This window comes from Ideonella lacteola (genome assembly GCF_038066555.1).
In the GTDB taxonomy this organism is placed as follows: domain Bacteria; phylum Pseudomonadota; class Gammaproteobacteria; order Burkholderiales; family Burkholderiaceae_C; genus Ideonella; species Ideonella lacteola.
Genome location: NZ_JBBUTG010000024.1, coordinates 44,710 through 68,407 on the forward strand (window position 1 = coordinate 44,710; position 23,698 = coordinate 68,407).

At 67.6% G+C, this 23,698-nt stretch carries 20 protein-coding genes; 7 read left to right on the forward strand and 13 right to left on the reverse strand.

The features are described 5' to 3' along the window. Positions 1-6: 6 nt before the first annotated feature. From AACH06_RS24715 to nosR, 5 genes are read right to left on the reverse strand one after another with little or no spacing between them, the layout of a single operon-like run. The gene (locus tag AACH06_RS24715) at positions 7-585 is read right to left on the reverse strand and encodes a response regulator (protein WP_341428463.1); all 579 of its coding nucleotides are present in this window, start codon (positions 583-585) and stop codon (positions 7-9) included. Next, the gene (locus AACH06_RS24720; RefSeq protein WP_341428464.1) at positions 582-1,628 is read right to left on the reverse strand and encodes an HDOD domain-containing protein; all 1,047 of its coding nucleotides are present in this window, start codon (positions 1,626-1,628) and stop codon (positions 582-584) included. The genes AACH06_RS24715 and AACH06_RS24720 overlap by 4 nt, the downstream gene beginning before the upstream one ends. A 14-nt stretch (positions 1,629-1,642) precedes the next feature. Continuing rightward, positions 1,643-3,289 carry an EAL domain-containing protein gene (locus tag AACH06_RS24725; RefSeq protein ID WP_341428465.1) on the reverse strand — a complete coding sequence of 549 codons (1,647 nt, stop codon included), beginning with the start codon at positions 3,287-3,289 and terminating at the stop codon, positions 1,643-1,645. Continuing rightward, entirely contained in the window at positions 3,286-5,451 is a 2,166-nt protein-coding gene (locus tag AACH06_RS24730) for a PAS domain S-box protein (RefSeq protein WP_341428466.1), read from the reverse strand. Before AACH06_RS24730 ends, AACH06_RS24725 begins: the two co-directional genes overlap by 4 nt. 32 nt (positions 5,452-5,483) lie before the next feature. Then, positions 5,484-6,824, reverse strand: a complete 1,341-nt coding sequence (gene nosR, locus AACH06_RS24735) for a response regulator c-di-GMP phosphodiesterase, NosR family (RefSeq protein ID WP_341428467.1) — start codon at positions 6,822-6,824, stop codon at positions 5,484-5,486. A gap of 464 nt (positions 6,825-7,288) precedes the next feature. On the opposite strand from nosR, the gene AACH06_RS24740 reads away from it, so the two are divergent. From AACH06_RS24740 to AACH06_RS24750, 3 genes are all read left to right on the forward strand, one after another. Then, complete coding sequence (locus AACH06_RS24740; protein WP_341428468.1) at positions 7,289-7,675, forward strand: hypothetical protein; 387 nt, start codon at positions 7,289-7,291, stop codon at positions 7,673-7,675. A 2-nt stretch (positions 7,676-7,677) separates the two neighbouring features. Further along, positions 7,678-8,475 carry an ATP-grasp domain-containing protein gene (locus AACH06_RS24745; protein ID WP_341428469.1) on the forward strand — a complete coding sequence of 266 codons (798 nt, stop codon included), beginning with the start codon at positions 7,678-7,680 and terminating at the stop codon, positions 8,473-8,475. A 422-nt stretch (positions 8,476-8,897) separates the two neighbouring features. Next, the gene (locus AACH06_RS24750; RefSeq protein WP_341428470.1) at positions 8,898-9,641 is read left to right on the forward strand and encodes an AAA family ATPase; all 744 of its coding nucleotides are present in this window, start codon (positions 8,898-8,900) and stop codon (positions 9,639-9,641) included. A gap of 123 nt (positions 9,642-9,764) precedes the next feature. Here AACH06_RS24750 and AACH06_RS24755 read toward each other — a convergent pair whose 3' ends face one another. Both AACH06_RS24755 and AACH06_RS24760 read right to left on the reverse strand, forming a co-directional pair. Continuing rightward, positions 9,765-10,745 carry a hypothetical protein gene (locus tag AACH06_RS24755; protein WP_341428471.1) on the reverse strand — a complete coding sequence of 327 codons (981 nt, stop codon included), beginning with the start codon at positions 10,743-10,745 and terminating at the stop codon, positions 9,765-9,767. A 299-nt stretch (positions 10,746-11,044) separates the two neighbouring features. Beyond that, on the reverse strand, positions 11,045-11,794 hold the full coding sequence (locus AACH06_RS24760) for an SDR family oxidoreductase (protein WP_341428472.1): 750 nt from the start codon (positions 11,792-11,794) through the stop codon (positions 11,045-11,047). An 80-nt stretch (positions 11,795-11,874) separates the two neighbouring features. Between AACH06_RS24760 and AACH06_RS24765 the strand changes: the two genes are divergently transcribed. Beyond that, complete coding sequence (locus tag AACH06_RS24765; protein ID WP_341428473.1) at positions 11,875-12,849, forward strand: LysR family transcriptional regulator; 975 nt, start codon at positions 11,875-11,877, stop codon at positions 12,847-12,849. Positions 12,850-12,907: 58 nt separating this feature from the next. Beyond that, positions 12,908-13,417, forward strand: a complete 510-nt coding sequence (locus tag AACH06_RS24770) for a hypothetical protein (protein WP_341428474.1) — start codon at positions 12,908-12,910, stop codon at positions 13,415-13,417. Positions 13,418-13,534: 117 nt separating this feature from the next. Here the strand turns inward: AACH06_RS24770 and AACH06_RS24775 are convergent, their stop codons facing one another. Beyond that, complete coding sequence (locus AACH06_RS24775; RefSeq protein WP_341428475.1) at positions 13,535-14,440, reverse strand: glycoside hydrolase family protein; 906 nt, start codon at positions 14,438-14,440, stop codon at positions 13,535-13,537. Between the two features lie 133 nt (positions 14,441-14,573). After that, positions 14,574-15,296, reverse strand: a complete 723-nt coding sequence (locus tag AACH06_RS24780; protein WP_341428476.1) for a winged helix-turn-helix domain-containing protein — start codon at positions 15,294-15,296, stop codon at positions 14,574-14,576. Between the two features lie 140 nt (positions 15,297-15,436). Here AACH06_RS24780 and AACH06_RS24785 point away from each other — a divergent pair, with 140 nt between their 5' ends. Beyond that, positions 15,437-16,021 carry an ECF-type sigma factor gene (locus AACH06_RS24785; protein WP_341428477.1) on the forward strand — a complete coding sequence of 195 codons (585 nt, stop codon included), beginning with the start codon at positions 15,437-15,439 and terminating at the stop codon, positions 16,019-16,021. A gap of 77 nt (positions 16,022-16,098) precedes the next feature. Here the strand turns inward: AACH06_RS24785 and AACH06_RS24790 are convergent, their stop codons facing one another. Beyond that, positions 16,099-17,355, reverse strand: coding sequence for a hypothetical protein (locus tag AACH06_RS24790; protein ID WP_341428478.1), 1,257 nt, complete (start codon positions 17,353-17,355; stop codon positions 16,099-16,101). Positions 17,356-17,672: 317 nt separating this feature from the next. Here AACH06_RS24790 and AACH06_RS24795 point away from each other — a divergent pair, with 317 nt between their 5' ends. Continuing rightward, positions 17,673-18,287, forward strand: a complete 615-nt coding sequence (locus AACH06_RS24795; protein ID WP_341428479.1) for a hypothetical protein — start codon at positions 17,673-17,675, stop codon at positions 18,285-18,287. Between the two features lie 19 nt (positions 18,288-18,306). Here AACH06_RS24795 and AACH06_RS24800 read toward each other — a convergent pair whose 3' ends face one another. The 3 genes from AACH06_RS24800 to AACH06_RS24810 all read right to left on the reverse strand — a co-directional run bounded on the left by AACH06_RS24800 (position 18,307) and on the right by AACH06_RS24810 (position 23,690). Then, on the reverse strand, positions 18,307-21,327 hold the full coding sequence (locus AACH06_RS24800; RefSeq protein WP_341428480.1) for a serine/threonine-protein kinase: 3,021 nt from the start codon (positions 21,325-21,327) through the stop codon (positions 18,307-18,309). 173 nt (positions 21,328-21,500) lie between these two features. Then, on the reverse strand, positions 21,501-22,712 hold the full coding sequence (locus AACH06_RS24805; protein ID WP_341428481.1) for a hypothetical protein: 1,212 nt from the start codon (positions 22,710-22,712) through the stop codon (positions 21,501-21,503). Between the two features lie 63 nt (positions 22,713-22,775). Further along, entirely contained in the window at positions 22,776-23,690 is a 915-nt protein-coding gene (locus AACH06_RS24810) for a hypothetical protein (RefSeq protein ID WP_341428482.1), read from the reverse strand. Positions 23,691-23,698 lie beyond the last annotated feature (8 nt).

Genomic DNA, 23,698 nt, shown 5'->3' on the forward strand with positions numbered 1-23,698 from the left:
GGCCCGTCAGACCATCGGATCGGCCGTCGAGATCACAATGCTGCCGTCAGCCGCCCACTCCACCTTGGTGATGCCGGGCTCCAGGTCTTCCAGCCGGCGGCGCTCCAACTCGGCCCGGTCCACCTGCCCGTGGCTCACCGCCCACTGTGTGGCCTGGTCGCGTTGGCGCCGCTGCGACAGCGAATGCCGCACGGCCTCGTCCACGTGACGGATCAACACCTCGGTGTCCCAGGGCTTGGTGAGGTAGCGCATGATGCCCACGCCGTTCACGGCCGTCTGCATCGTGCCGAAGTCGGATTCGCCAGACAGGATGAGCCGCACGCACTCGGGCTGGATATCCGCCGCGGCGGCCAGCAGCGTGAGGCCATCCATGCCGGGCATGCGCAGGTCGCTGACCAGCACGTCGAAACGGTGTTCATGCATGCGCTGCAAGGCTTCGACGCCGGAGGTGAAGCTCTCCACCTCGACCGGAAAGCCGATCCGCGCACTGCCACGGATCGCCCGGCGCAACGCGGCCAGCACCGACGCATCGTCGTCGACCAGCAGCACCCTCGCCAGTTCGATGTGATCGTGTCGTTCGTTCATGACGCCCCCATGGATCGGGTCCAGTAAGCCACAGCCTCTTCGGTGCGGGCCAGGATGCCGAGCCAGCCGTCTTCCGTCAGCCCCAACGCGCCCCACTCCTGCACGGACAGCGCCGGCGCGGCCTCGTCCAGCGAACCGGTCAAATCGAGCGCGTGCGCGATCACATCCGCCAGGCGAACGATCGCGCCCAGCGACGCGACACCGTCGATCGTCTGCCCCGGTTGATGGTGTGACGAGATCGCCGTCGCGATGCTCTCCGGGAAGCCCCAGCGCTGCGCCACCTGGGCGCCGATCGTGTCGTGCGCCACGCCCAGCTCTTCGAGCTCGACCTGACGCAGCTCGACATCGCCCTGCCGTGCCAGCGAAGTCACCTTCGCGAACGCGTCAGGCACCAGGACGGCCATGATCATCTGGCCGATGTCATGCAGCAGGCCGGCGATGAACGCTTCGTCGGCATCCTGCCGGCCGAAGGGTGCCAGCTCGCGCGCGAGCGTGGCCGTGGCGAGCGCATGGCACCAGTAGCGTTCGAAATCAAAACCCGCGGGCTTCGCCTTGAGCAGTGTGCTCTGCAGAGACACCGCAGCCACCACGCCCGCCACCGTGCGCAGCCCCAGCAACCTCACCGCGTCGCCGATGCTGCCCACCCGCCCCGGCGCCCCGTAGAACGGCGAGTTCGCCAGCTTCAACACCCGCAGCGACAGGCTCACATCGTGTTCGATGGCGGCGGTGCAGGAGTCGGTCGACACCTCGTCGCTCTGCAAGGCCTTGAGCACCTCGGCCAGGGCCCGCGGCAGCATCGGCAGCTCACCGATGCGAGAAGCGATCGCGGCCGGGTCGATCGCCACGCGGCCGGGCGGTGCCGGCGCGTCGGCACCGCCGCCCCAATGCCGCTGCATCAGCTTGAACAGCGGGTGCTCATGGCGCGCCGGGCCCAGACGCCGCATCACGCGACTGGCCCGCCATCGAACGCCGGCGAGTTCCGAGTCTCGGCCTTCCGGCCGGGCCGGGGCATCCTGCATCGCCACTGTGTCCGTCATGTCCATGATCGATCCCTCCTTCATGCGCTGTCTGCCACGCCCACCACCCTCAGCATGAGCAGACTGCCTGATTCGGCCGTGCCCAATGCGAGGCGACCGACCCAGGCCTCGAAATCACTGCCACCCAACCGGACACGGCAGCCCTGCTGGGCATCCGGTGGCGTCTGGGTCAGCACGCCGCGCAGCGCGGGGTCGGGTGAGTCGCCGATGCCGGCACACCAGGCCGGAAACACCTTGCGGGCGCGCTGGTTCGCATACACCAGCAGGCCGTCGGGGTCGAACCCGAAGATGGCGATGGGCACCAGGTCCACCATGTCACGCGCATTGCCGGCAGCCGTCTGCATGGTGCGCAGCAGGTCGTGCTCACGCCGCACCGAGTGCTCGAGGCGCCGATTGGCGGCCGCCAGCTCGCTGTTGGCGCTGGAGACCTCGTGCGCCAGCCGCCGGTTTTCCTCGGCCAGCTCACGCTGCCGGAAGGCCTGCGCGATGTGCTCGCGCAGCAGGGCGTCGTCCCATGGCTTGGTGAGGAACTTGTACACCGCCCCTTCGTTGACGGCGTCGATGATCGACTGCAGATCGGTGTAGCCCGAGAGCGTCATCCGGATCGTGTCCGGGTATTCGAGCTTGGCCTGCCGCAGGAACTCGACCCCCGTCATGCCCGGCATGCGCTGGTCCGAGATGATCACGTCCACATGGTGGGCGCGCAGCAGCGTCAGGCCCTCCTGGCCCGATGAAGCGGTCAACACACGATAGCCATCGCGGCGAACCAGTCGCCGCAGCGCCGAGAGGATGTTCTCTTCATCGTCCACCAGCAGCAAGGTGCGCTGGTGCGAATGGCGATGGGTCATCTCTTCAGGCAGGCGTCGGCGGCTGGCCAGCAGCTCGGCAAAGTCGTCGCTGCTCATCGCCTTGCCAAAGACCCAGCCCTGGATGCGGTCGCACCCGTGCTTGACCAACTGCTTCAACTGCTCTTCCGTCTCCACGCCCTCGGCCAGCACCTGCATGTGCAGCTCCTTGGCCAGGCGGATGACCGAACGCGTCACCGAGGCACTGCTGGCCGCCGCACCCACGTCGGCGACGAACGAGCGGTCGATCTTCACCAGATCGATCGGCAGGTCCCGCAGGCGCGACAGGCTGGAGTAGCCGGTGCCGAAATCGTCGAGAGAAATCTCCACGCCGTCGGATTGCAGTTGCCTCAGTGCATCGGCCACCCGATGGGCATCCTGCATCAGGGCGCCTTCGGTGATCTCGATGCCCAAGGCCTGTGCCGGCAGCCCATGTGCCGCCAAGGCCTGTCGCACCTCGGCCACCATGTCGGCGCCAGAAAACTGGTGCGGCGCCACGTTCACCGACACCCGCAGCGCCGGCAATCTTGCCGCCCGCCAGGCCGCGGCCTGGGCACAGGCGGTGCGCAGCGCCCACAGCCCCAGGGGCCCGATCAGGCCGCAGGCCTCGGCCACCGGCACGAACTCGGAAGGGGGCACCTCACCCAGCTCGGCCGAATGCCAGCGCATCAGCGCCTCGGCCCCCACCACCTCGCCCGTGGCCAGGCACACCTGCGGCTGGTAGGCCAGCGATAGCTCGCCACGCTCCAGCGCCTCGGTGAGGCCACCGGCGATCTGGGTGATGCGCCGACCCGGGTGAGGCATCAGATCATGGGGCTTCATGACAGGCCGTCCACCGTGGCGGGCTCGGCATCCCAGGCGGGCGGCTGCTGGCCCGCTGTCTCCGCACCGGGGCCCTGCACCGGCACCCACACACGAAAGGCAGAGCCTTCACCCGGACGCGACCGCACCTGGATCGAGCCCCCGTGCTTCTGCACGATCGAGAACGACAAGGACAAGCCCAGCCCGGTGCCCTTGCCCACCTCCTTCGTGGTGAAGAAGGGCTCGAAGATCCGGCGGCGCACGTCTTCGCTCATGCCGCAGCCGGTGTCGCTGACCTGCACCCAGGCCCACGGCCCTTGCGTGCCGGATTCGAGGGTGATCGTTCCCCGCTCGGCGATGGCGTGCGCCGCGTTCACGATCAGGTTCATGAAGACCTGGTTCAGCTGCGCGGCCAGGCACAACACCCGCGGGATGTCGCCCAGGCGCTTGACCACCTCGGCCTTGTACTTGACCTCGTGGCGCACCACGTTCAGCGTCGATTCAATGCCGGCGTTGAGATCGGCCTCCTGCCAATCGGCCTGGTCCACCCGCGAGAAGTCTTTCAAATCCTGCACGATCTTCTTGACGCGCCCCAAGCCTTCGGCGGATTCGTTCATCAACTGCGGCAGGTCTTCGCGCAGGTAGTCCAGCTCGGTCTGGTCGCGTTGGGCTGCCAGCGCGGCCAGGGTGGCGGTGTCGCCCGGGCGGGCCGCCACTGCCTCATAGGCATCGCAGAGCTTGAGCAAGTCGTCCAGGTACTGGCGCAGCGTGTTCAGGTTCGAGCTGACGAAGCCGACCGGGTTGTTGATCTCGTGCGCCACGCCGGCCGCCAACTGGCCAATCGAGGCCATCTTGTCCTGTTGCAGCAGCTGGCTCTGCGCCTCCGCGAGCTTGTGGTTGGTGGCCTGCAGTTCCTCGAAGCGGGCCTGCAACTGCTGTTGCGCGGTCTGGATTTCGGTGCGGTCCTGCATCATCCACCAGGTGCCACGCTGAACGTCTTCGCGGTCGGCCACGTGGGCATCGATCTGCACCCAGATCGGGTGGCCATCCGAGTGGCGCATCCACATCTCGTGGTGCAGCGGCTCACCGCGTGACAGCACCGCGCGCGCCAGATCGTCCAGCACCGCATAGTCAGCGTCGCTCAGGTAGCAGCGTGCGCCGGGCATGTCCTTCATCTGCTCCTGGGTGTAGCCGAAGATCTGGCCCATCGCCGGGTTCACACGCCGGATGAGCCCGCCGGAGGAATACGCCACGCCCATGGGCGCGTTCTTGACGAAGCGCTCCAGCTCGCGGGCCGTGGCCGCCAGCTCGGCCGAGCGCCTTTGCACCAGTTGCTCCAGCTCTTCACGGTGGCGCATCAGCTCTTCCTGAGCCTTGCGCCGCGCGGTGACATCCTGCACCGTCTCGATCGCACCGATGATGTGGCCAGAAGCATCACGCAGCGGCGCCGCCGTGGCATACAGCCAGGTACCTCCCTCGCCGAAGCTGGGAAAGAAGGCCTCGGCCTCGAAGCCCCCGGCGATCGTGGCGGACGTTCGCACGCCGCCACCGTAGAGCTGATTCACCTCGTCGGCTGGAACGGCATCGAGGATCAGATCCGCCAGCATGGGCCGCTTGGTTTGGTAGAAGGCCTTCCAGCCATCGCAGGTGCCGATCACCTCCGAGCGAGACACGCCCGTGAGCTGCTCGCAGGCGGTGTTCCAGTGGGTCACCTGGTGCTGACTGTCGATCACCAACGACGGGATGGCCGCGCCGTCCACGATCTGGCGCAGCATCTCGGTGAGCGAGAACAGGCTGTTCTGGACGAACTGGATGTCGGTCTGATCGACACAGGTCGCCATCACGCACCAGCCCCGATGGGTGAGCAAGGGGCGCAAATGGATCTCGACCGGCCGGTCGGTGCCATCCCGAGCCAGCAAGCGCGCCGAGATGGCCGACGATGCGGCGCGGCTGTCCAGGCAGGTTCGTTGGGCGTGGGCCAACGTGTCTCGATCTTCGGGCACCACCAGGCTGTCAAAGGCGCCACCGACGATCTCGTCGTGCTCGCGCCGCAACAAGCGGCACAAGGCCTCGTTGGCACAGACCACGCCGGCATCGGCGATCAAGGCAGCGGGCAGGGCGAAGGCGCCAACCAGTTCGCGTTCCGCGAGCAGTTCGATGGGTGGTGAAGACAGGTCACTCATTGCAAACCCCGAAGCTGCTTGGGTGAGATCGCTCAGTCGCTTCGAACGTACAAGCCCAGGCGAATCTGCTCTCGATCAGCAAACTCGCACACCTGCCGCACGATCCGGTCATCGAACACGTAGCCCGCCGCCAGCAGGATGGCGCCCTTGGGCGACACGAGGTCGCGCGCCAGCACCATGCCGGCTCGCAGCTCGCGCACATCGATCAGGTGGCCGGCGTTGGCCGCCGCCTCCTGCTCTTCCACCACCGCGATCAAGGCCTCGACCACCTTGGCGTCGTAGTGGGTGCCGGCGCTCGCGCGCAGCAACTGGGCCGCGCGGTCGTGCACGTACTTGGCCTGGGACAAGGTGCCGTTGAGAAGGCCGTCGTAGTCGCTGGCCACACTGACGATGCGCGCGCCCATGCAGATGTCAGAGCCCGACAGGCCATCCGGAAACCCGCGCCCGTCCAGCCGCTCATGGTGCTGCCGCACGATCTGCGCTGCCGCCTGCAACTGCGGCAGCGGCATGAGCGCCGTCTCACCGTCCACCGGGTGGCGGTTGTAGCGAGCACGCTCTTCCGCACTGAAGGCGGAGACCGGGCGACCCATCATCCGATCCGGGAATCCGATCTTGCCCACGTCGTGGAGCAGCCCACCGAGGTAGACATCGCGCGCGTCACGCTCTGTCAGGCCCAGCTTCACCGCCGTCTCACGCGACAGCGCGGCGACGCGTCGCGCATGCCCGGCGCTGCCCTCGCGGGTTTCGAGCAGAGCTGAAAAGACGTTCACCGCCGTCATGAACGTGCGGTCGAGGTCCTCGTAGGCCATGCCCAGCATGCTGTTGACCTGCTCGAGCTCGGCCGTTCTCGCCGCCACGCGCGATTCGAGCTGCCGGTTCAACTCCGTCAATTGCCGGTTCTGCAGACGGGTCAGCTCGCTCAGCTCGGCGTTCCGGCGCTCCAGCTCGCGGCGCGCCAGCGTCTCGCGCACCACCAGCATCAGATCCTGGTCATCCCACGGCTTGGTGATGTAGCGGTGGATCTCGCCTCGGTTGATGGCCGCGATCGTCGACCCGATGTCGGCGTAGCCGGTGAGGAGGATGCGAACCACGTCGGGACGACGGTCGCGCGCCAACTCGAGGAAGCGTGCGCCATCCATCTCGGGCATGCGCATGTCGGAGATCACCAGATCGACGGGGTTGGCCTCCAGCAGCGTCAGGCCTTCTGCCCCCGAGCCCGCCAGCAACACCTTGCAGCCCATCGGCCGGAAAACCCGCCGCAACGCGTGGAGCACCGAAGATTCGTCGTCGACCAGCAGAATCGTGAAAGGGGCCGCTTCGGTGGGGTTGCGGACCGCTTCGACAGGTGGGGCCTCGGCGATGTCGTGGCTCATGACGCTCAGAACGTCGTGGTGTTGCCTTGTTTACGGCGCGGCGATGTCCCGTTTCAGTGGGACGGTGCCACACCCCCCACGTTGAGATCAGATCTGAGGACTCTTGCACGAACATGGGGTTACCAAGCCTCAACGCACGGCCAGGCGCCGTCGATGGCCCTCAGCCGAGTTGAACTCTTTACTGGCTCATCAGTAGTTCGTCGGAGGCCCGCCGTCACCACACCTTGGTAAATTGACAGCGTGTCGCAGAGTCCGCCCGTTCGGCCTCCGCTCGGTCCGGGCCCGGTCCGAATGTTGCGTGCTGTGCTGCACCACTGCGTCTCGGCGTCCGATGACAGCCTGCCCTGCCGAGACCCTGCCGAGCCGCCGCCGGCCCAAGCTGCCGTGAGTGTCGCCTCGCCGACCTCACCGGGCCTGGCTGCGACGAATGGCGATGCACCACGGTGGTGAAGCGCATGTTCAGCGTGACGGCATCTTTCAACCGCCCTTCTCTTCCAGCCGGCAGCACGCTGACCAGCTCTCAAGCCGGCCGCATCAAGACCGTGGTGGTCTCGATAGCGCTCATCAGCTGGGCCACGCCGCTGGCCGCCCTGATGCTGGTGGCCCCCGCGTGGCGCGTCGGCGCCGCCATCGCGCTCGGCATCTGTGCAGCCTGCCTGCTGGCGACAGTGGCCTTGTCGTGGATGCTCTACTGCCCCTGGTGCGGCGAGCGCCTGTTCTTCGTCTCCAGCATCTGGAACTCTCCCAGCGGCAGCCAGATTGCGCGGCAATTTGTGCCTCACGACATCCTGATGCACCACCGCTTCACCTGCCCGCACTGCCATGCGCGGTTCTCGTTGAGGCGGGAGTGACCATGCCTGACAGAGACGACCGACCCACGTCTTTGGCATTCGACATCGCCTACCTCGAGGAGTTGGGCAACGGCAGACTTCGTGTCGAAGAGGAGCGACTGAGGGCCGAATTCGAGCGCCGCGGCGTTCCCGTCCAGCTGTACACGGCGAAGCGCATTCAGCGCCGAAGTCTGCCGCTGTCGCATCGGTCCTTCGTGGCCGGGGACATGGACGCCATGCACGGCGCCATGAGCCAATTGCGCATCGAGCATCCCGCACCCAACGACTACCCACCCTGCCTGGCACCGTATCTGCGCCGGCAGATGACCCAAGTCACGCTTGGCGATGTGGAGCATCAGATCTGCAGCGCAGGCGGCGGGGCAGTGTTCGTCAAACCGGCGACCGGACGCAAACGATTCACCGGGCAGGTGCTTTGGTCGCCCTCGGACTTCATGTACCTGCGCGGCACCAGTCGGCGGCAAACGGTCTGGTGTGCCGAAGTCGTCTCCTGGCGGTCAGAGTTCCGCGTCTATGTGGTGAGAGACGCCGTCGTGTGGACGGACCACTACGCCGGCGAACGAGAAGCCACGTTGGACATGGCTGTCGTCCACCAAGCCGTCGAGGCTTACGCACAATCTGGCACGGCGCCGGCGGGGTACGCGATGGACATGGGCGTGCTGGAATCAGGCGAGACCGCCTTGGTGGAGATCAACGACGGATTTGCGCTGGGTGCCTACGACATCGATGCCGCACCCTACACCGACCTGTTGATCGCACGCTGGCAGCAGTTGCTGCGGACAGCCCCGCCGCCGCCAGGTTAGGGCCGGCGCCGCGCAGATCAAAGATGCCAGCGCGCCGCCACCGGCAGATGCTCAACCGCGCCGGCTCATGCTCGTCCGCGCGCAGGTACAACAGCGCCACGCCCGGCGCTGAACCAGGCTTGCCCTGCTCCACGACGCGCACAAGCAGGCGGTGCCGGGAGATACCCGGGAGGCGTTGACTCGCGAAGGTGATTGGAGCCCGCTGGGAACGCGGAACGTTGGGCGGCTCGGCCTTCAGGGTCACGGTGTCTACGCTGGGCCCCTGAGCCCTCCCAGCGGCACATCTCGCTGAGCTGGACACTGCGCCGTTTGGGCAAGGCAGTACCCGTCGCCACCTGGCCGCTGGGTTGACTTGGTGCGGTCGTGAAGGCCCCTCGGTTGCGGGAGACTTGTCAATCTCATCACCACGCCCACGGACGACCATGGCCAAGCGCACCAAGCCATACCTCCTTCACGCCTCGATCCGTCCGGATGCCGAGGTGGACGATGAGGCGTATCCATTCAGCATTCCCGCCGTCCGTGACATCGAGCAGATCGAGTTCCACCCCAACGTGACGTTCTTGGTGGGAGAAAACGGCGCCGGCAAGTCCACACTGCTGGAAGGCATCGCGGTGGCCATGGGCTTCAGTGCCGAGGGTGGCACGCGCAATGTGCGGTTCGAGTCAGCCGGCAGCATCTCACCTCTTCACGACAGCCTGCGCCTGGCGCGTGGCGTGCCGAAGCCGAGGGATGAGTACTTTCTGCGCGCCGAGAGCTTCTTCAACGTCGCCAGCTACATGGACCAGACCGACTATCTCGACGGGTACGGCGGCAGGTCTTTGCACAAGCAGTCGCACGGCGAGTCCTTCATGGCCGTGTTGTTGAACAAGCTGCGTGGCAACGGCATCTACCTTTTGGACGAACCTGAAGCCGCGTTGTCACCCAACCGGCAGCTGGCAGCCCTGAGCGCGATCCATCAGCTGGTCGAGGACCACTCCCAGTTCATCATCGCCACGCATTCGCCGATCCTGCTCTCGTACCCCCACGCCAAGATCTACCTGTTCGACAAATCGGGTATCAGCGAGATCGCCTACGAGGATACGGAGCACTACGCCGTCACCAAGGATTTCTTGAACAACTACCCAAGGCGACTGACGCAGCTGCTCGAAGACCAACCCGAGGAATGAGGCAGGCTGCGCCGCCCGAGAAGACCCACAGTGGGTGACCCACGGTGCCTGCACCGCAACCAGACCAAGGGCAACGGCAGCTGCCCCAGGCGAAGGCGCACCGCTGCCGATGGGCCGCGCCGATCAATCCACCACCGTGACGAGCACCGCGTGCAGGGTGGGGTCGTTGCCGAATCGGCCCGTGGCGGCCATGGCGTTCTGCTTGTTGATCGCGGCGGCCGAATAGACGCGCCAGCCGGTGGACGCGGCGTCGAGGTGCTCGTCGACGATGTAGGAGCGTTTGCCGTCGTAGTAGAAGGCGCTGGTGTCCAGGGCATAGCCGCACACATGACCGGCATCGTTGATGCCGTTCGCGGACGCGCGGGCAAGGCCGAGTGTCTTCATGGTGCCTTGGCGGTCCCAGACCACGGCCTGCTCCGGCGCGATGGTGCCCGCGCCGCCCGCGGCCACCCCCTTGTTGTTGACCGCGTTGGCCCAGCTCTTGGTGAACTCGCCGGTGGTGCCCACGCCCAGATCCACCGACTTGCCGGCCTTCCAGCGCATGGCGTGCACCTGTCCGTTGACATAGAACGAGCCGACCGCCACGTCCTTCTCATTCACCGCGTACAGGAATGTAGATCGCCCCTGGGGCGGTGCGCCGACCTCGGTCACCGAACCACCCGAGATGACAAAGGCGCGCTGCTTGCCCTCTGCGTTCCAACCCGTTCCCACCACATGGCCCGCCGTGTTGACCGATCGGCCATCCATGTTGCTGTAGCCTCCCGTCGGCAGCGGCGCGGCCACGCCGGCAGTCCAGGTCAGTCCAACATGCGAGCGATCTGCCGCCTCGCCATAGCCGGTCACCACGCCCAGATCGTTGATCGCGTAGGCCGAGCCGGTCGTGCCACCCGCGACGGGCAGCGAGGTGATGGTGCCGTGGTCAAAGACAGCGGGCAGCCCGAAGTACTGGCCCACGACCACATTCTGGTTGTTGATGCCGAAGACGGCACCACCAACGTCGCTGATGGCGCCGAGGTCGGTGACATGAAAGTGTGCGGCGAAGGCACCGGCGCACGCCATGGTGCTGGTGATGAGGGTGATTGCGCGGGCAAGATGGCGGGTCATGTGGGACTCCAGGATCGGGTTGTCGTCAATGAATGAGCGAAGACGGGAACACCGCAGCCCTGTCGGCATCACTTCCTACGACCGGCCATGGCAGGCCGGTGCAAGAAGAGATCGCTCCAGGGCAAGTTGGTGGGGCTCGAGCGCCTTCTCAGTGGTGGAGGAACTCCCGGCTCTGTCCACCCTCTCCAAGGCACTCAGCACATCAGACGCTCCACGCCATCGAAAAGCGACAGTCGTTCGCAACTTTTCTTTCGATTCGACGGAACCCGACCTCTGCAACCCATCCGTTCAAATTGCACTCAAAGCTGCGCGATGCCCCCGTCCACTGCGTACTCGGCCCCCGTCACGAACGACGCGTCGCTCGACAGCAAGAAGGCAGCCACGGCAGCCACCTCGTCGGGCCTTCCGAATCGGCCCAGCGGGACTTGCTGCAGCACCGCCTGGCCGAACTCAGCCACTGCCGTGGCCGGCATGCCCGTGCGGTCAAAGAAGGAGGTTTCGATGGGGCCAGGGCTCACGGCATTCACGCGGATATGGCGCGGCGCGAACTCGCGCGCCAGGACGCGCGTCAGCGTGCGCACCGCGCCCTTGGTCGAGGCGTAGATCGCCATGGTGCTGAAGCCTTTCTCGCGTGCCACCGAAGTGTTGAGCAGCAGCGCAGCGCCTTCCGACAACAGCGGCGACAGCGCCCGGGCTTGAAGCAAGGGGCCCCGAACGTTGACGGCGTACTGCGCATCGAACTCGTCGGCCGTCACGTCCTCCAGAGGCTGGAATCGGCCGAAACCTGCATTGAAGAAGGCGCCGTCCAGCCGTGGGGTGATGGCCTGGATGGCCGCCGCCAGAGCCTGCGCCGCGGCAGGGTCGCCCGCGTCGTTCAGCAGATAGTGCGCGCGGTCGCCCAGCACGGCTCGCGCCGCATCGAGCGACGCCGGTCGAGAGCCGGTCACGATGACGCGGGCGCCTTCGTCGGCCAGGCGCTGCGCCGTGGCCAGCCCGATGCCGCTGGTCCCCCCGGTGACGAGCAAAGTCTTTTGTGTGAAGCGGTTCATGTCCAAGTCCTTTGGTGAATGTGCGCCTATGATGGAATGTCGATCTGAACAAGGAAATTCCAAAAGTGGGCAAGAAGAGCTTGCACAGTCGCACAAGCCCGTTGGACTGGAACGACCTGCGAATGGTGCTGGCCGTGGCGCGTGCAGGCAGCCTCAACGGTGCTGCCCGTGCGTTGGCGCTGCAGCATTCAACGGTGTTCCGGCGCATCGAAGAGGTCGAGGCTCGCGCCGGCGCCAAGTTGTTCGAGCGCTCGCGCACGGGCTGGCGCGCCAATGCCCAGGGCGAAGCCGTCGCGGCCGCGGCCGCCGAGATGGAAGCCGCGGCCTTGTCGGCCGAGCGCGCCATCTCGGGCTCTGATGCGCGAGTCGAGGGGGTGATCCGGCTGGCCACCAGCGAGATGCTGGCGGGCTACCTGCTGCCGCCGCTGCTGCGGCAGTTTCTGGCCGAACACCCGGGCATCGAGATCGAGGCCGATGTGTCCAACCGAGCCGTCGACCTCACGCGTCGCGAGGCCGACTTGGCGCTGCGCGCCACGGCCCGCCCCCCGGAATCGATGGTCGGTCGACAGGTGGGTGCGCTGTGCTACGCCGTCTACGCCGCCCGGTCGCTGCTGCCTCGGCGCAGCGGCACGCAACCGGTGCTGCAAGAGTTGCCCTGGATCGGCTTCGACGACCGCATCGCCTACACCGGCATCGCACAGTGGTTCAGCAAAGCCCTGCCGGAGGTTCGGCCTCGGATGAAGGCCGATTCACTGCCCGCGATGATGAAGGCCGGTGCCGCCGGCATCGGCGCGGTGGTGCTGCCCATCTTCGCGGCGGCTCAGGAGCCGGGGTTGGTGCGCATCACGCCCCCGGTGGTCGGACAGTCGATGGGCCTGTGGCTGCTGCATCACCCGGATGTGCGAGGCAATGCACGTGTTCGGCTGTTGACACAGTGGCTGGCTGAAGCGGTGCCGAACGAGCTGTTGCGGCTGGCCGAGGCCGGCAAGATCACGTCCTGCTTCGCGGAATGCCCGCACGCCGGGCGGAAGGCTCGCAGAGCGCAGCCCGCGTGATGGCCGTTCTGCCGCGGGCTTGCCCCTCTTCCATGGTGTCGTCACAGTGGGCCCACTCGTGAGATCCGTAGCACTTCGCTTGCTGCTGTGCGGCTCGATCACCTACGCCGCCTGGTGGATCGCCGGGCCCGTGGGGATCGTCTGGTGTGCGCCGCTGTTCGGCGCCGCCTTGGCGCGGCCCATCGTGGACGGCATCGAGAACGCCTACGGGTGGCTGCGCGGATGTGTCTACCGGGACGTTCAAGGCCATCACTATGCCTACAAAGGCATCTCGCTCAGCGTGGCCGAAGATGTGGATGGCCATCCATGGCTGCGCCTGTCGGATGTCCGAAAGATCCTTCCGAACCTGTCGCGGGACGAGCTTTTGCAGCAGCAGCTCGGGCCCAGCGTCCAGCCCGTGCTGCCAGACCGCACCCTGCGCATCCGGGCCGATGCGCTGGTCAGCCACCTCGGAAAGACCACCCAGCTGGAGACGGCGAAGTTCGCCCTCTGGGTCGAAAGGAACGTGGTATTCCCGTCCCGGCCATGGCGGCGTCGCGGTGAACTGGCGTCCATCCCCGACGAGTGACCCGCTCATGCCGTGGCTTCACCGGCACGCCGACGGTGCTGCCCTGGCCACCTCTCACCAGCCATCCGCCATCGGCCATCGACCGCAAGGCCCGGCGCTCCACGCCGGGCCGAAACGTCACAGCCGGTCGTATATCGTCGACCAATAGCCGCTCTTGCTGAACTGCGTGGCCGTCGGGTTCTCGTTCCAGGATGGCGTCACCATGTTCATGTACCCGCCGTCGCCGTTCCACGCCCAGCCCAGCACGCTGTAGCCCTTGCTGCGTGCGTAATCGGTGATGGCCACCCAGTCCGCCCCGCCCGAGCCGCCGCTGCCGAACTCGCCCACGATCAACCCGCGGCCGGCGCTGGCCAGGTCGTCCACATCGCTGGTGTTCAGCCAGCGGCCCTTGCCCTGGTTCCACGAGCCCGGGTACACGTGCATCGACGGCATCACCTTGGTATCGGTGATCTTCACGCCGCCGTTGTAGCCCTTCAGCGCGGCCGCCGCGATGGCCGTCTCCTGGCCCCAACCGGGCGCATCGATGACGATGGTGTCCTTGTAGACCGTGCGAACGGTGGCGATGGCCGCGTTGTACGCCGTGGCGTAGTCGTTGGCTGTGAGGTTGTGGTCACCCCATTCGTTCATCAGGTTGACGCGAAACGCGCCCGACGCGCGCAGCTTGCTGTAGTTGCGCTTCCACCAGTCGGCCGCCTGGTTCAACTCGTAGGTGGAGTTGGTGCCCAGCACCGTCCACTTGTGGTACGTGACGATGGCTTTGTAGCCGTTCGAGCGGGCCTGCGCCAGCCAAGTGGCGGCCTGCGCCTCCATGCCCGGCTCGACCTCGATGCGCACGCTGCCGATCTTCGGATTGGCGCGCATCAGCGTCCATCCGAAGTTGACGTTGCCGCCGTTGTAGTACGAAGGCTGCAGGTTCACGCCATTGGGCACGAGGCCCGCGCCTGCTGCAGCGGCGAACAGCACCACACTGCCCATCAAGGTGCGCCGTGCGCCGGAAGCGACATGGCTCAAGGTTCGGTTCATGGGTTTCTCCTTAGGGTTTTCGAGTTCGGCGACGGTGTGCCGCCGGGTTTGGGGCCAGGCCGGGCGGGATGGCCCATCGCACGACCCGCGTGCGAATCGCAGTGGCCATCGCAGTGGTGCCACGTCCTTCGTGTCACGCAGCGAGGCAGGACGTGGCCCAGCGCTGGTCCACCACCAGTTGGTATCCGCGGCCGTAGACGGCGTGCAAGGTGACGCCGCGCGAGGCAGTCAGGCGAAGCTTGCGTCGCAGGCGATACATGTGTTCTTCCATCGTGCGACCGGTGATGTCGCAGCCCGCGCCCCAGACGGCCAGGCTCAGCGTCTGTCGGGCCACGCACTGCCCAGCGTGCGAAAACAGCAACCAGGCGAGCTCGAACTCGCGCGCGGTCAGGCGAATGGGCGTGCCACGATCAGACACATGCCGCGATGGGCGTCCGAGACAATAGCCGGCAACCTGGACCGCCTCCCAGGCCTGGCGCCGGGTGGATTGACTGCCCGCCGCCAGCAAGCGGCCCTCGACTTCCGACTGCGACATGTGCTGCCCGATCACGTCGTCCACGCCCGCTTCGAAGGCCCTCGCCATGGCCGAGGGCGCTGCGGCGCCCGCGAACATCACCACCGGAACACCAGCTTCTGCGTCCGCGCGCTCGCGCAACAGCCGCGCGAGATTCCAGGTGGGTTCATCCACCCCGCCGAGCGGCTCGACCATCACCAGCACATCGGCGGCATCTCGCGCCAGGTGGCGCAGCAGCGCCGATGTCTCGTGGAAACGATCCACGCAGTGCCCGCGCTCGGCCAGATCGGCCAGCAGCGAAGGCGTTTCGCGAGAGTCGGGTGTGAAGGCAGCAATGCGCATCGAGGGTCCCCATTCCATGGCCGGCATCGGAGACTCATGAATCTCCAGCCGCCTTATCGAAATGAGCCCGCCTTTCAGGACAAGCCGATCGCGAGATCCTGCCCTTCGCGACTCATGGATTTCCCGAAGATGCCCAAGCCATGAGCGACACCTCTGCGCATGACGGCGCCGAGCCCGAGACCGAGGGCCCTGAAGCTGCGCCGGGGGCGGCGCTGGACCACGCCTTTCGCGAGATCTACCCCCAGCTGCGTCGGATCGCGCACGCGCGGCTGCGCAAGAACAGGCACCTGACGCTGCTGGACACCGACGCCTTGGTGCACGAGTGCTTCATTCGGCTGGATTTCAGCCGCGCACCGGCCTTCCAACGGCCGCTGGATGCCCTGCCCTTCTTGTCCAGCGTGATGCGCGCCGTCGTCGTGGATGCCGTGCGCCGGCGCGCTGCCGAGCGGCATGGCGGGGGCCAGAAGGCGCTGTCACTCGACGAGGCTGCAGAGGCGATGGCACTCGCGGCAGCACATCGGGCCGAAGCCGAGATCCTCGACATCGACGGCGCCGTGCGCGACCTGGCGATGGTCGATGCGCGACTCGCCCGGGTGGTGGAGCTGAAGTTCTTCGGGGGCTGCACCGAGGCCGAGATCGCCTCGGTGTTGGACATCACCGAGCGCACCGTGCGGCGCGACTGGAGCAAGGCCAGAGAGCTGTTGCGGGCCGCTTTGCGGGGCTGAGGCGGCCTCCCGCCCCAGCCCCCTCCCCGCCAGGCCCTCCGCCTGCCCATCGACATCCCTTCTTTGACACCCCTTCTTTACTTGACCTTGCCTTTCACCTGGCACAGCGCCACCCGCACGTTTTCCAGCGAGCCGACAGCCACGTAGGTGCGATAGCTCAGCGTGCCGGGCGAGGTCTGCCCACGGCGGAACACCACGTTCCACTTCATCGTGGCATCCGCCGGGTTGGAGGCGTTCGGGTGCGCAAACCGGCCATAGCCGGCGTTCGGGAAGTTCGGGCTGGGCAGGTCGGGCGACCACGCCCCCATCGCCGCCGCCCCATCGGGGGTGGAGAGCACCACCGGCAGCCCCACCTCGCCCGGCCCGATCGACAGAGGCGCCAGCGTGCAATTGGCGGGGTTCCAGGTGTAGAAGGCGGTGAACTCGCCACCCAGGTAGCCCGTGGGGGCCTCGATGGTGAGGCTGTTGAGCGACTCCGGCACATCCACCTGCGTGCGGAACTCGACGATGTGGCGGATGCCGCCGTACCCCACCTGCACGTTCTTTCTCAGCGTGTACTTGGAGACGGCCGTGTTGTTGCGCGCGCCGCCGCACGGTGCGGCCTGCGAGTCTTGCCCTGGCCACAGCCAGAACGCAGGGTGGGAGGTGGTGGCCAGCGTGTTCGAGGTGGCGCTCACGCTCAACAACTGGCTGGTAGAGCTGCCGTTCAGCCCGTCGTAGCTGCCCCCCGCCTCCGTCGGGTTGTAGCACTCGCCCCAGCCGTTGGCAGACCACGCCACTTGCAACTGGCGCCCATGGTCCCACGAGTTGATGAACTCGCGGCCATTCCAGTAGAGGCTGTCGACCGCGCCTGCGGTGCGGGTGGACATGCCCAGCGTGATGATGTCGTTCTTGACCGTCGTGCGCCCCCCGTAGGTGGCGCCATTGAGGCCCTGCCTACGCTCGTTGCGGCCGTTCGTCAGGTAATGCTGGAGGGCAGCGTTGCAGTCATTGCCGAATGCCGCCTGTAAATCCGGGTAGCGATCCAGGTACTGGCGGGTGTGGAACAGCGGATGCGCGCGGCGGCATTCGGCGATGCCGTGCGCCTGCCAGTGGTTCCTGGCCCCGGCCTCGTTGACGATGCCGGCCTTGAGCAGATCGGCGTAGCTGTTCAGGTAGAAGCGCCAGTTGAAGACATCGGACGCGAAGACATCACCGGCCATCGCGGCCTCGGCCCCGTCCTGTGCGGCGACGGCTTCGAACGCCGGCGTCTGGGCAGATGCGGCGGAACTTGCTGTCGCGCAGAGGGCGGCCGCCAAAGCAGCCGTCAACGTGGCACGTCTTGGATGGGACATGGCTAACCTTTCGTGGGACGAACGTGGGTGGGGTACAGCGCGGGCCAGTCTGCGCTGCCACCATCCGTCTGGGTAACGCGATGTAGGGCCCGCGGTGAGACACGCGATCACGCGATGCGTGGGTGGCCACCCAGTCACCCTGCAGCAGCCAGAGCGCGGGTGCCCTCCAGGGGCGCTGAACGACGGCGCACAACAGCGGCTCACAAAGCTCAACGCGCGTCGAATGCCCACAGGTCTTCGGTCATGCGCCGCGGCCGCCCGGCCGTGTCTATAGTCGGGCCATCGCATTGCCGCGCCAGCCGCCCACCAGGAGCACCATGAACGACGTTTCCCCGGGCAATCCTTGTCCGTTTCTTCGCGCGTTGGTCAGCCAGGGCCTGCTGCCCGACGGCGGCGCCAGCCTCGGAGAAGTGACACAGACCATCCGGCGAGTGGCCGCCACGGGCGATGGCTCGCCCGACCTGCCGGCTGTCGCCATCCGCGCGATCGCGCTCATCGCCAACGGGCTGGGGCCCTTTTCGCTGGCGCGCAATGCCACCTCGGGTGTGCGCCTGAACGAGCTGCGCAACGGCCCGCTCGACAAGAAGGGCGCGGGCTCCGGCATCCTGGACAGCCAGGCCCGGGTGGTGGACGCAGAGCTCAAGCGGCTGGCCACGTTTGCGAGCAACAAGACGGACGCTTCCGGGCGAACCGAGCTCGGCCTGAGCCTGGATGAGCTGACGACCATGATGGACGCCAACTTCGAGCGCGCCGCGGGCCGCCGGCGCGCCGTCGACCGCCGGCTGATGGATGGCGAGTGGCCCGTCTTGCTGAAGGTGCTGGGCAAGGAAGGCCCAAACGGGCGCTACCTGGCCGTGGCCGATGTGAACACCTTGATCAAAGAGCGGCGCCTGCCCGCGCGCATGGCCGGCCCACTGAAGAAGGGCGCCTGAGACTTTTTCAGGGCCTCACTCAGCGCCGTGCCGTCGGCCCGGCGGCCGCAATCTGCGTGCGCAGCCGGCGTGCTTCGAGCAAGTACGGGCTGCGAGGGTGCGAGGCTTCGGCGAGCAGCCGTTCGGCGGCGGCGCAGTCTTGATCGGCCCGCGCCGCTTCGCCCAGTTCGAGCCGCGCTGCGCAAGCCAGCAACGAGGCCTTGGCCAACGGGTCGGAAAACAACTCGACATCGGGCGCGGCCTTCAACCGGCCCCGCAGTTCGTCGCTGCGTCGCGCTGCCTCGGCGGGCTGGTGGGCGGCGAGGTTCCATTCGATGCGCAGCAGCGCCAGCGAGATCCGCTGCGACGCCAACACCGGCAGGCCCGGGCCCGTTCCCGGGGCCGCAGCCACGTCGGGCGCCTGCTCCAAGCGCTGCAATGCGACATCCGCGCCTTGCAGGTCGCCCAGCTTCATCAACGCCCGGGCACGAACCGCCTCAAGCCGAAGACGGTGCCCGGCGGCTGCCACCAGGCGCTGCTGGGCCGCTTCGGCGATCTCGATGGCCTCGCGGTACCGCCCTTGCTCTATCGCCAACGCGCCAGCCAGCCCCGCTCGCAGGCCCGACCGGGCGTCTGGCACGTGGTCGATCTCCGGAGCCGTCTGGTGCTGGCGATCGAGCTCTCGCTCCACCGCCTGCAAGTCGCCTCGTGCCAGCGCCAGCTTGGCGGCCCAGCCATCGGCGCGCCAGCGATAAGAGCGCCCCCAGTCGGCCGACACCTGGTCGAGCATGGCGCGATGCTGATCCAGCAGGCGAGAGGCCTCGTCCCACTGCCTGCTGTCGATCAAGGCGCTGATGCGCGCGTCCGTCACCTCGGCCGTCAGGATGCTTTGCGTGCCGTAGTGCAGCAGCACCTGCTCATGCGCCCATTGCGCGTCGGCAAGCGAGGCCTGCCGCTGGCCCATCCGCTGCTCCAGCGTGGACAGGCGGCTGCGCAGCATGATCATCTGCGGCGTGCCCGGGGGATACAGCGCGCGCAGTCGGTCAAGATCGTGCTGCTCACGTGCGAGCTGCCCGGCGGCCTGCTGGATGCCCGCGCTGATTTCCAGCGCCTGGCGCAACAGCTCGGCATCGGGTTGCCGATCCAGCCAATCGAAGGCCCGATCGATGTGACGCTGCGCGGCGTCCGACTGCTTCCACGCGAGCGCGCTGGCCAGCGCGATCTCCGCCATGGCCTGCCGCGCCGGTGTATCGAGGGCCGTGCCCACCGCGGCGTCGATCATCCGGCGAGCCTCTTGTGCCAGCGCGACCGCCTCGTCGCTGTCGGAATCCTGCGAGAGCTGGCGCGCCAGGTCGATCGATGCATCGATGACTTCCGCCGACACCGCCCCCGCGGCCAGGGACCGCGCCAACTCGAGGCGACGCCCGGCCAGTGAGAGGGCCTCGTCGCCCAACTCGAGCTGGCCATACATCCGAGCCAGCGTGCGGTACATCGAGAGCTTGACCTCGGGCGAGTCGTTCAGCTGCTCATCGATGCGTCTGGCGCCCGCATCGAGCAGCTCGCGGGCCGTGAGACGCTGGGCCCGCTGCGGATCGCCCAGCTGCACCGCGTTGGCGTTGAAGAGGTCTTCCATGAACCGGGCCACCTCGTCGCGCGTGCGGGCCTCGCGTTGCGCCAGCTCAGCGGCAGCCCGGGCTTGCTCGGCCGAGCGCAACACGGCCACCAGCGCGGCCGAGAGCGACACCACCAGCACCACGGTCGACGCCACCAGCACCAGATGCCGAGACACGAAGCGCTGCAGCCGATAGCGGGCGGTGTCGGGACGTGCCTCGACCCGCTCGCCGGCGAGCAGGCGCTGCAGATCGGCCGAGAGGGCCTGGCCATCCCGGTAGCGCCGCGATGGATCGACCTCCAGCGCCGTGGCCAGCACCGCATCCAGATCGGCGCGCCGCAACCACTGTCCCGTCGAATCGGCCGACCGCCATCCCGGCCACAAGCGTGGCAGGCTTCGGCTCGGGCGCGCCGGCGGGCCCTGGTGGAAGGCCCGATCCTGGGCGAACAACGTCGGTTGATCGGGGGGATATGGGAGGCGGCCGGTCACCACCTCGTAGAGCATGAGGCCGAGCGCGAACACATCGGTGGCTGTCCCGGTGGGCTCGGCGCGCACCTGCTCGGGCGCGGCATAGGTGGGCGTCATCAGCGCGGCCCCGGCCTGCGTCAACAGCGTGGTGTCGCGGCCGTCCGCGGCCTCGGGCGAGGTGAGCTGAGCGACGCCGAAATCCAGCAGCACCGCGCGCCCGTCGGCGCTCACCATGATGTTGCCGGGCTTCAGATCGCGGTGCACGATGCCCCGGGCATGCGCGAATCCGACGGCCACAGCCACTTGGCGCAGCATCTCCAGTCGCTCACGCAGGCTCGGACGGGACTGCCGGCACCACGCAGCGAAGGGCTGGCCATCCACCAGCTCCATGGCGATCCACGGCTGGCCGTCGCCGCTCAGGCCAGCGTCGTACAAGCGCGCAATGCCCGGGTGCTCCAACGCGGCCAACACATCGCGCTCGCGCTGGAAGCGGCGCGCCCACTGCCCGTCGATCAGCCAAGGATGAGGCAGCTTCAAGGCGACCCGGCGGCTCACGCCGCCATCGACCTGCTGCGCCGCCCACACCGAACCCATGCCGCCCTCGCCGCGCAGCGCGACGAGCCGGTAGGGGCCGATCTTCATGCCCGGTGCCAAGGCCGATCCGCGCACCACCTCCAGCGGCGACCGGGCGCCGGTGGACAGGGCGTCTTCCGCCGCCGCCTCGCCGATCCCCTCCTCCAGCGCAGCGCCGGTGTCTTCCGACGAGAACACGCCACGCTGAACCCAGGCGAGGAGCTCGGCTCGGGTCGCGGCGTCCAGGTCATCTTGCGCGTCGATCCATGCCAGCCGGCCCGAGGGGTCGACCGCGGACAGCGCGTCCCACCAGCGGGCCAGGCGCAGCAATTGGGCGGCACGCGGTGTGAGGGCGGCGGCGTCGATCTGCGGATCGGTCTGAACCGGAAGATCCGACGGCGACTTCATGACCTGTCTCCTGCTGGCGGGGGGCGTGCGCTGGGTGCTACAGGCATTCTTGCGGAACGCTGCGTCAGGCGCCTCGGCAGATACGCGGCCTCACAAAGCTCAACAGCCGGCCGGGCTCCGGAGGCCACGTCCAACCCGTGGAGCAGCCGTCGACAGGCCTGACGACGGCCGGATCACCGGGATGCGTCGTGATCGTCGTGATCGTTCTGCTCGGCCGGCGCGCTGCGCGAGGCGCCTGCGTCCTGCTGGATGCGCCGGCGCGTCTGCTCGCGCAGCTTGTCGTCGCCGATGTGGGCCGTCCAGGCCATGGCCAGGCCGGGTTCGCGGCGAATGAAGCGGATGTCGGTGACCAGCGCGCTCAGCACCTTGTCGATGACCGCGCGCTCGGCCAAGCCGGCGATCCATGGCCCCGCCTCGGCCGGCGCGCGTCGCAACCACTGCTCTACCGAGCGGCGCAACAGCTCGTCGCGAAAGTCGCCCGGTGGCGTGGAGGCGGCCAGGGCATGCCGCGTGGCCTCGGCGGGATCGTTCGACGACCAGGCATCGGCCAGATTCGACAAGGCCTGAGGCTGGCGCGATGGCGGCAATTGCAGCGTCCAGGCCAAGGCCTTCGGAGCATCGAACTCGGCCCACGCGCCGGCCATGTAGTTCACCAGCACGTCCGCCTGATCGGGTGGCATGGCCGCGGTGGCCGCCCATTGCGCCGCCTCGGTCCAGCGGCCTTGGGTGGTCATGCCGATCATCGCGGCCAGGTGGAACTCTTGCGCATACAAGGGGCGCTCTTCGCTGAGCGCTTGCGCCATCTGCATCGCGGCCTCGGGCCGGTAGCGGCCCGCAGCCTGCAGCACCACGTCGTAAATGGCGTTGCCGGCGTCGGGCTGGCCCCGCACCCACTTCATGGCACTGCCCGGGTCGTGCGAGGCCCAGGCTTCGAGCACGGCCACCCGAGCCTGCACGCCCCGATCGCCCTTCCAGCGTGAGGTGTCTGCCATGGCCTCCAGTGGGGCCACACGTGCCAGCTCGACCAACAGCCGTTGCCGCTCTTCGGCCTGGGTCACGCTGGAAGGCAGTGCCGCGTTGGCACGTAACCAGTCGCGGATGCGCTCGGCAGGCCACACCAGCACGCCACGCTCCAGTTGCGGCGTGCCCGGCCTTACGGCGGCTGGCGCCGAAGCGCCAGCCTGGGCACGCTGCGCCGCCTCCAGCACCGGCAGCAGTTGCGTTGCAGAAATGCTGCCAGGGTTGCCCCCGCTCCCCGTGGCAGCGGCCGAACGTCGGCCAAACTGATAGCCCGCCGCGGCGGCCAGCGCCAATGACAACGCGGCCACCGCTCCCCTCGCCAGCCAGCCGCCACGGCCCGTCTTCGACGGCGAGACAGTGGACATCACACCACCTCCGAGGTCGTGGGCAGAGGCAGGCAGGGCATCACTCAAGGCGGGCTCCGTGGGTCACAGGCGGTCGTAGATGGTCGACCAGTAGCTGCTCTTGCTGAACGCGGTGGCGGTGGGGTTGTCGTTCCACGAAGGCGTCACCATGTTCATGAAGCCGCCATCGCCGTTCCACGCCCAGCCCAGCACGCTGTAGCCCTTGCTGCGTGCGTAGTCGGTGATGGCCACCCAGTCCGCCCCACCCGAGCCGCCGCTGCCGAACTCGCCCACGATCAACCCGCGGCCGGCGCTGGCCAGGTCGTCCACATCGCTGGTGTTCAGCCAGCGGTTCTTGGCCTGGTTCCACGCGCCCGGGTACACGTGCATCGACGGGACCACCTTGGTGTCGGTGATCTTCACGCCGCCGTTATAGCCCTTCAGCGCGGCCGCCGCGATGGCCGTCTCCTGGCCCCAGCCGGGCGCGTCGATGACGATGGGGCCCTTGTAGACCGTGCGCACCGTCGCAATGGCCGCGTTGTACGCCGTGGCGTAGTCGTTGGCCGAGAGGTTGTGGTCACCCCACTCGTTCATCAGGTTGACGCGGAACGATCCCGACGCGCGCAGCTTGCTGTAGTTGCGCTTCCACCAGTCGGCCGCCTGGTTCAGCTCATAGCTGGAGTTGGAGCCCAGCACCGTCCACTTGTGGTAGGTGACGATGGCCTTGAGGCCGTTCGAGCGGGCCTGCGCCAACCAGGTGGCGGCCTGCGCCTCCATGCCCGGCTCGACCTCGATTCGCACGCTGCCGATCTTCGGATTGGCGCGCATCAGCGTCCAGCCGAAGTTGACGTTGCCGCCGTTGTAGTACGAAGGCTGCAGGTTCACGCCGTTGGGCACCAGGCCCGCGCCAGCAACGCCGACTGCCAACACGCCGGCCGATGCCAGCAGGGCCAAGCGCACGCTCTTCGAAAGCCGCGCCCATTGGAAAAGTTGAGTCATCTCGATCT

Coding starts and splice junctions, on each gene's coding strand:
- AACH06_RS24715 (WP_341428463.1), bottom strand. CDS start 585: ATGAACGAACGACACGATCACATCGAACTGGCGAGGGTGCTGCTGGTC.
- AACH06_RS24720 (WP_341428464.1), bottom strand. CDS start 1,628: ATGGACATGACGGACACAGTGGCGATGCAGGATGCCCCGGCCCGGCCG.
- AACH06_RS24725 (WP_341428465.1), bottom strand. CDS start 3,289: ATGAAGCCCCATGATCTGATGCCTCACCCGGGTCGGCGCATCACCCAG.
- AACH06_RS24730 (WP_341428466.1), bottom strand. CDS start 5,451: ATGAGTGACCTGTCTTCACCACCCATCGAACTGCTCGCGGAACGCGAA.
- nosR (WP_341428467.1), bottom strand. CDS start 6,824: ATGAGCCACGACATCGCCGAGGCCCCACCTGTCGAAGCGGTCCGCAAC.
- AACH06_RS24745 (WP_341428469.1), top strand. CDS start 7,678: ATGCCTGACAGAGACGACCGACCCACGTCTTTGGCATTCGACATCGCC.
- AACH06_RS24750 (WP_341428470.1), top strand. CDS start 8,898: ATGGCCAAGCGCACCAAGCCATACCTCCTTCACGCCTCGATCCGTCCG.
- AACH06_RS24755 (WP_341428471.1), bottom strand. CDS start 10,745: ATGACCCGCCATCTTGCCCGCGCAATCACCCTCATCACCAGCACCATG.
- AACH06_RS24760 (WP_341428472.1), bottom strand. CDS start 11,794: ATGAACCGCTTCACACAAAAGACTTTGCTCGTCACCGGGGGGACCAGC.
- AACH06_RS24775 (WP_341428475.1), bottom strand. CDS start 14,440: ATGAACCGAACCTTGAGCCATGTCGCTTCCGGCGCACGGCGCACCTTG.
- AACH06_RS24780 (WP_341428476.1), bottom strand. CDS start 15,296: ATGCGCATTGCTGCCTTCACACCCGACTCTCGCGAAACGCCTTCGCTG.
- AACH06_RS24785 (WP_341428477.1), top strand. CDS start 15,437: ATGAGCGACACCTCTGCGCATGACGGCGCCGAGCCCGAGACCGAGGGC.
- AACH06_RS24790 (WP_341428478.1), bottom strand. CDS start 17,355: ATGTCCCATCCAAGACGTGCCACGTTGACGGCTGCTTTGGCGGCCGCC.
- AACH06_RS24795 (WP_341428479.1), top strand. CDS start 17,673: ATGAACGACGTTTCCCCGGGCAATCCTTGTCCGTTTCTTCGCGCGTTG.
- AACH06_RS24800 (WP_341428480.1), bottom strand. CDS start 21,327: ATGAAGTCGCCGTCGGATCTTCCGGTTCAGACCGATCCGCAGATCGAC.
- AACH06_RS24805 (WP_341428481.1), bottom strand. CDS start 22,712: ATGTCCACTGTCTCGCCGTCGAAGACGGGCCGTGGCGGCTGGCTGGCG.
- AACH06_RS24810 (WP_341428482.1), bottom strand. CDS start 23,690: ATGACTCAACTTTTCCAATGGGCGCGGCTTTCGAAGAGCGTGCGCTTG.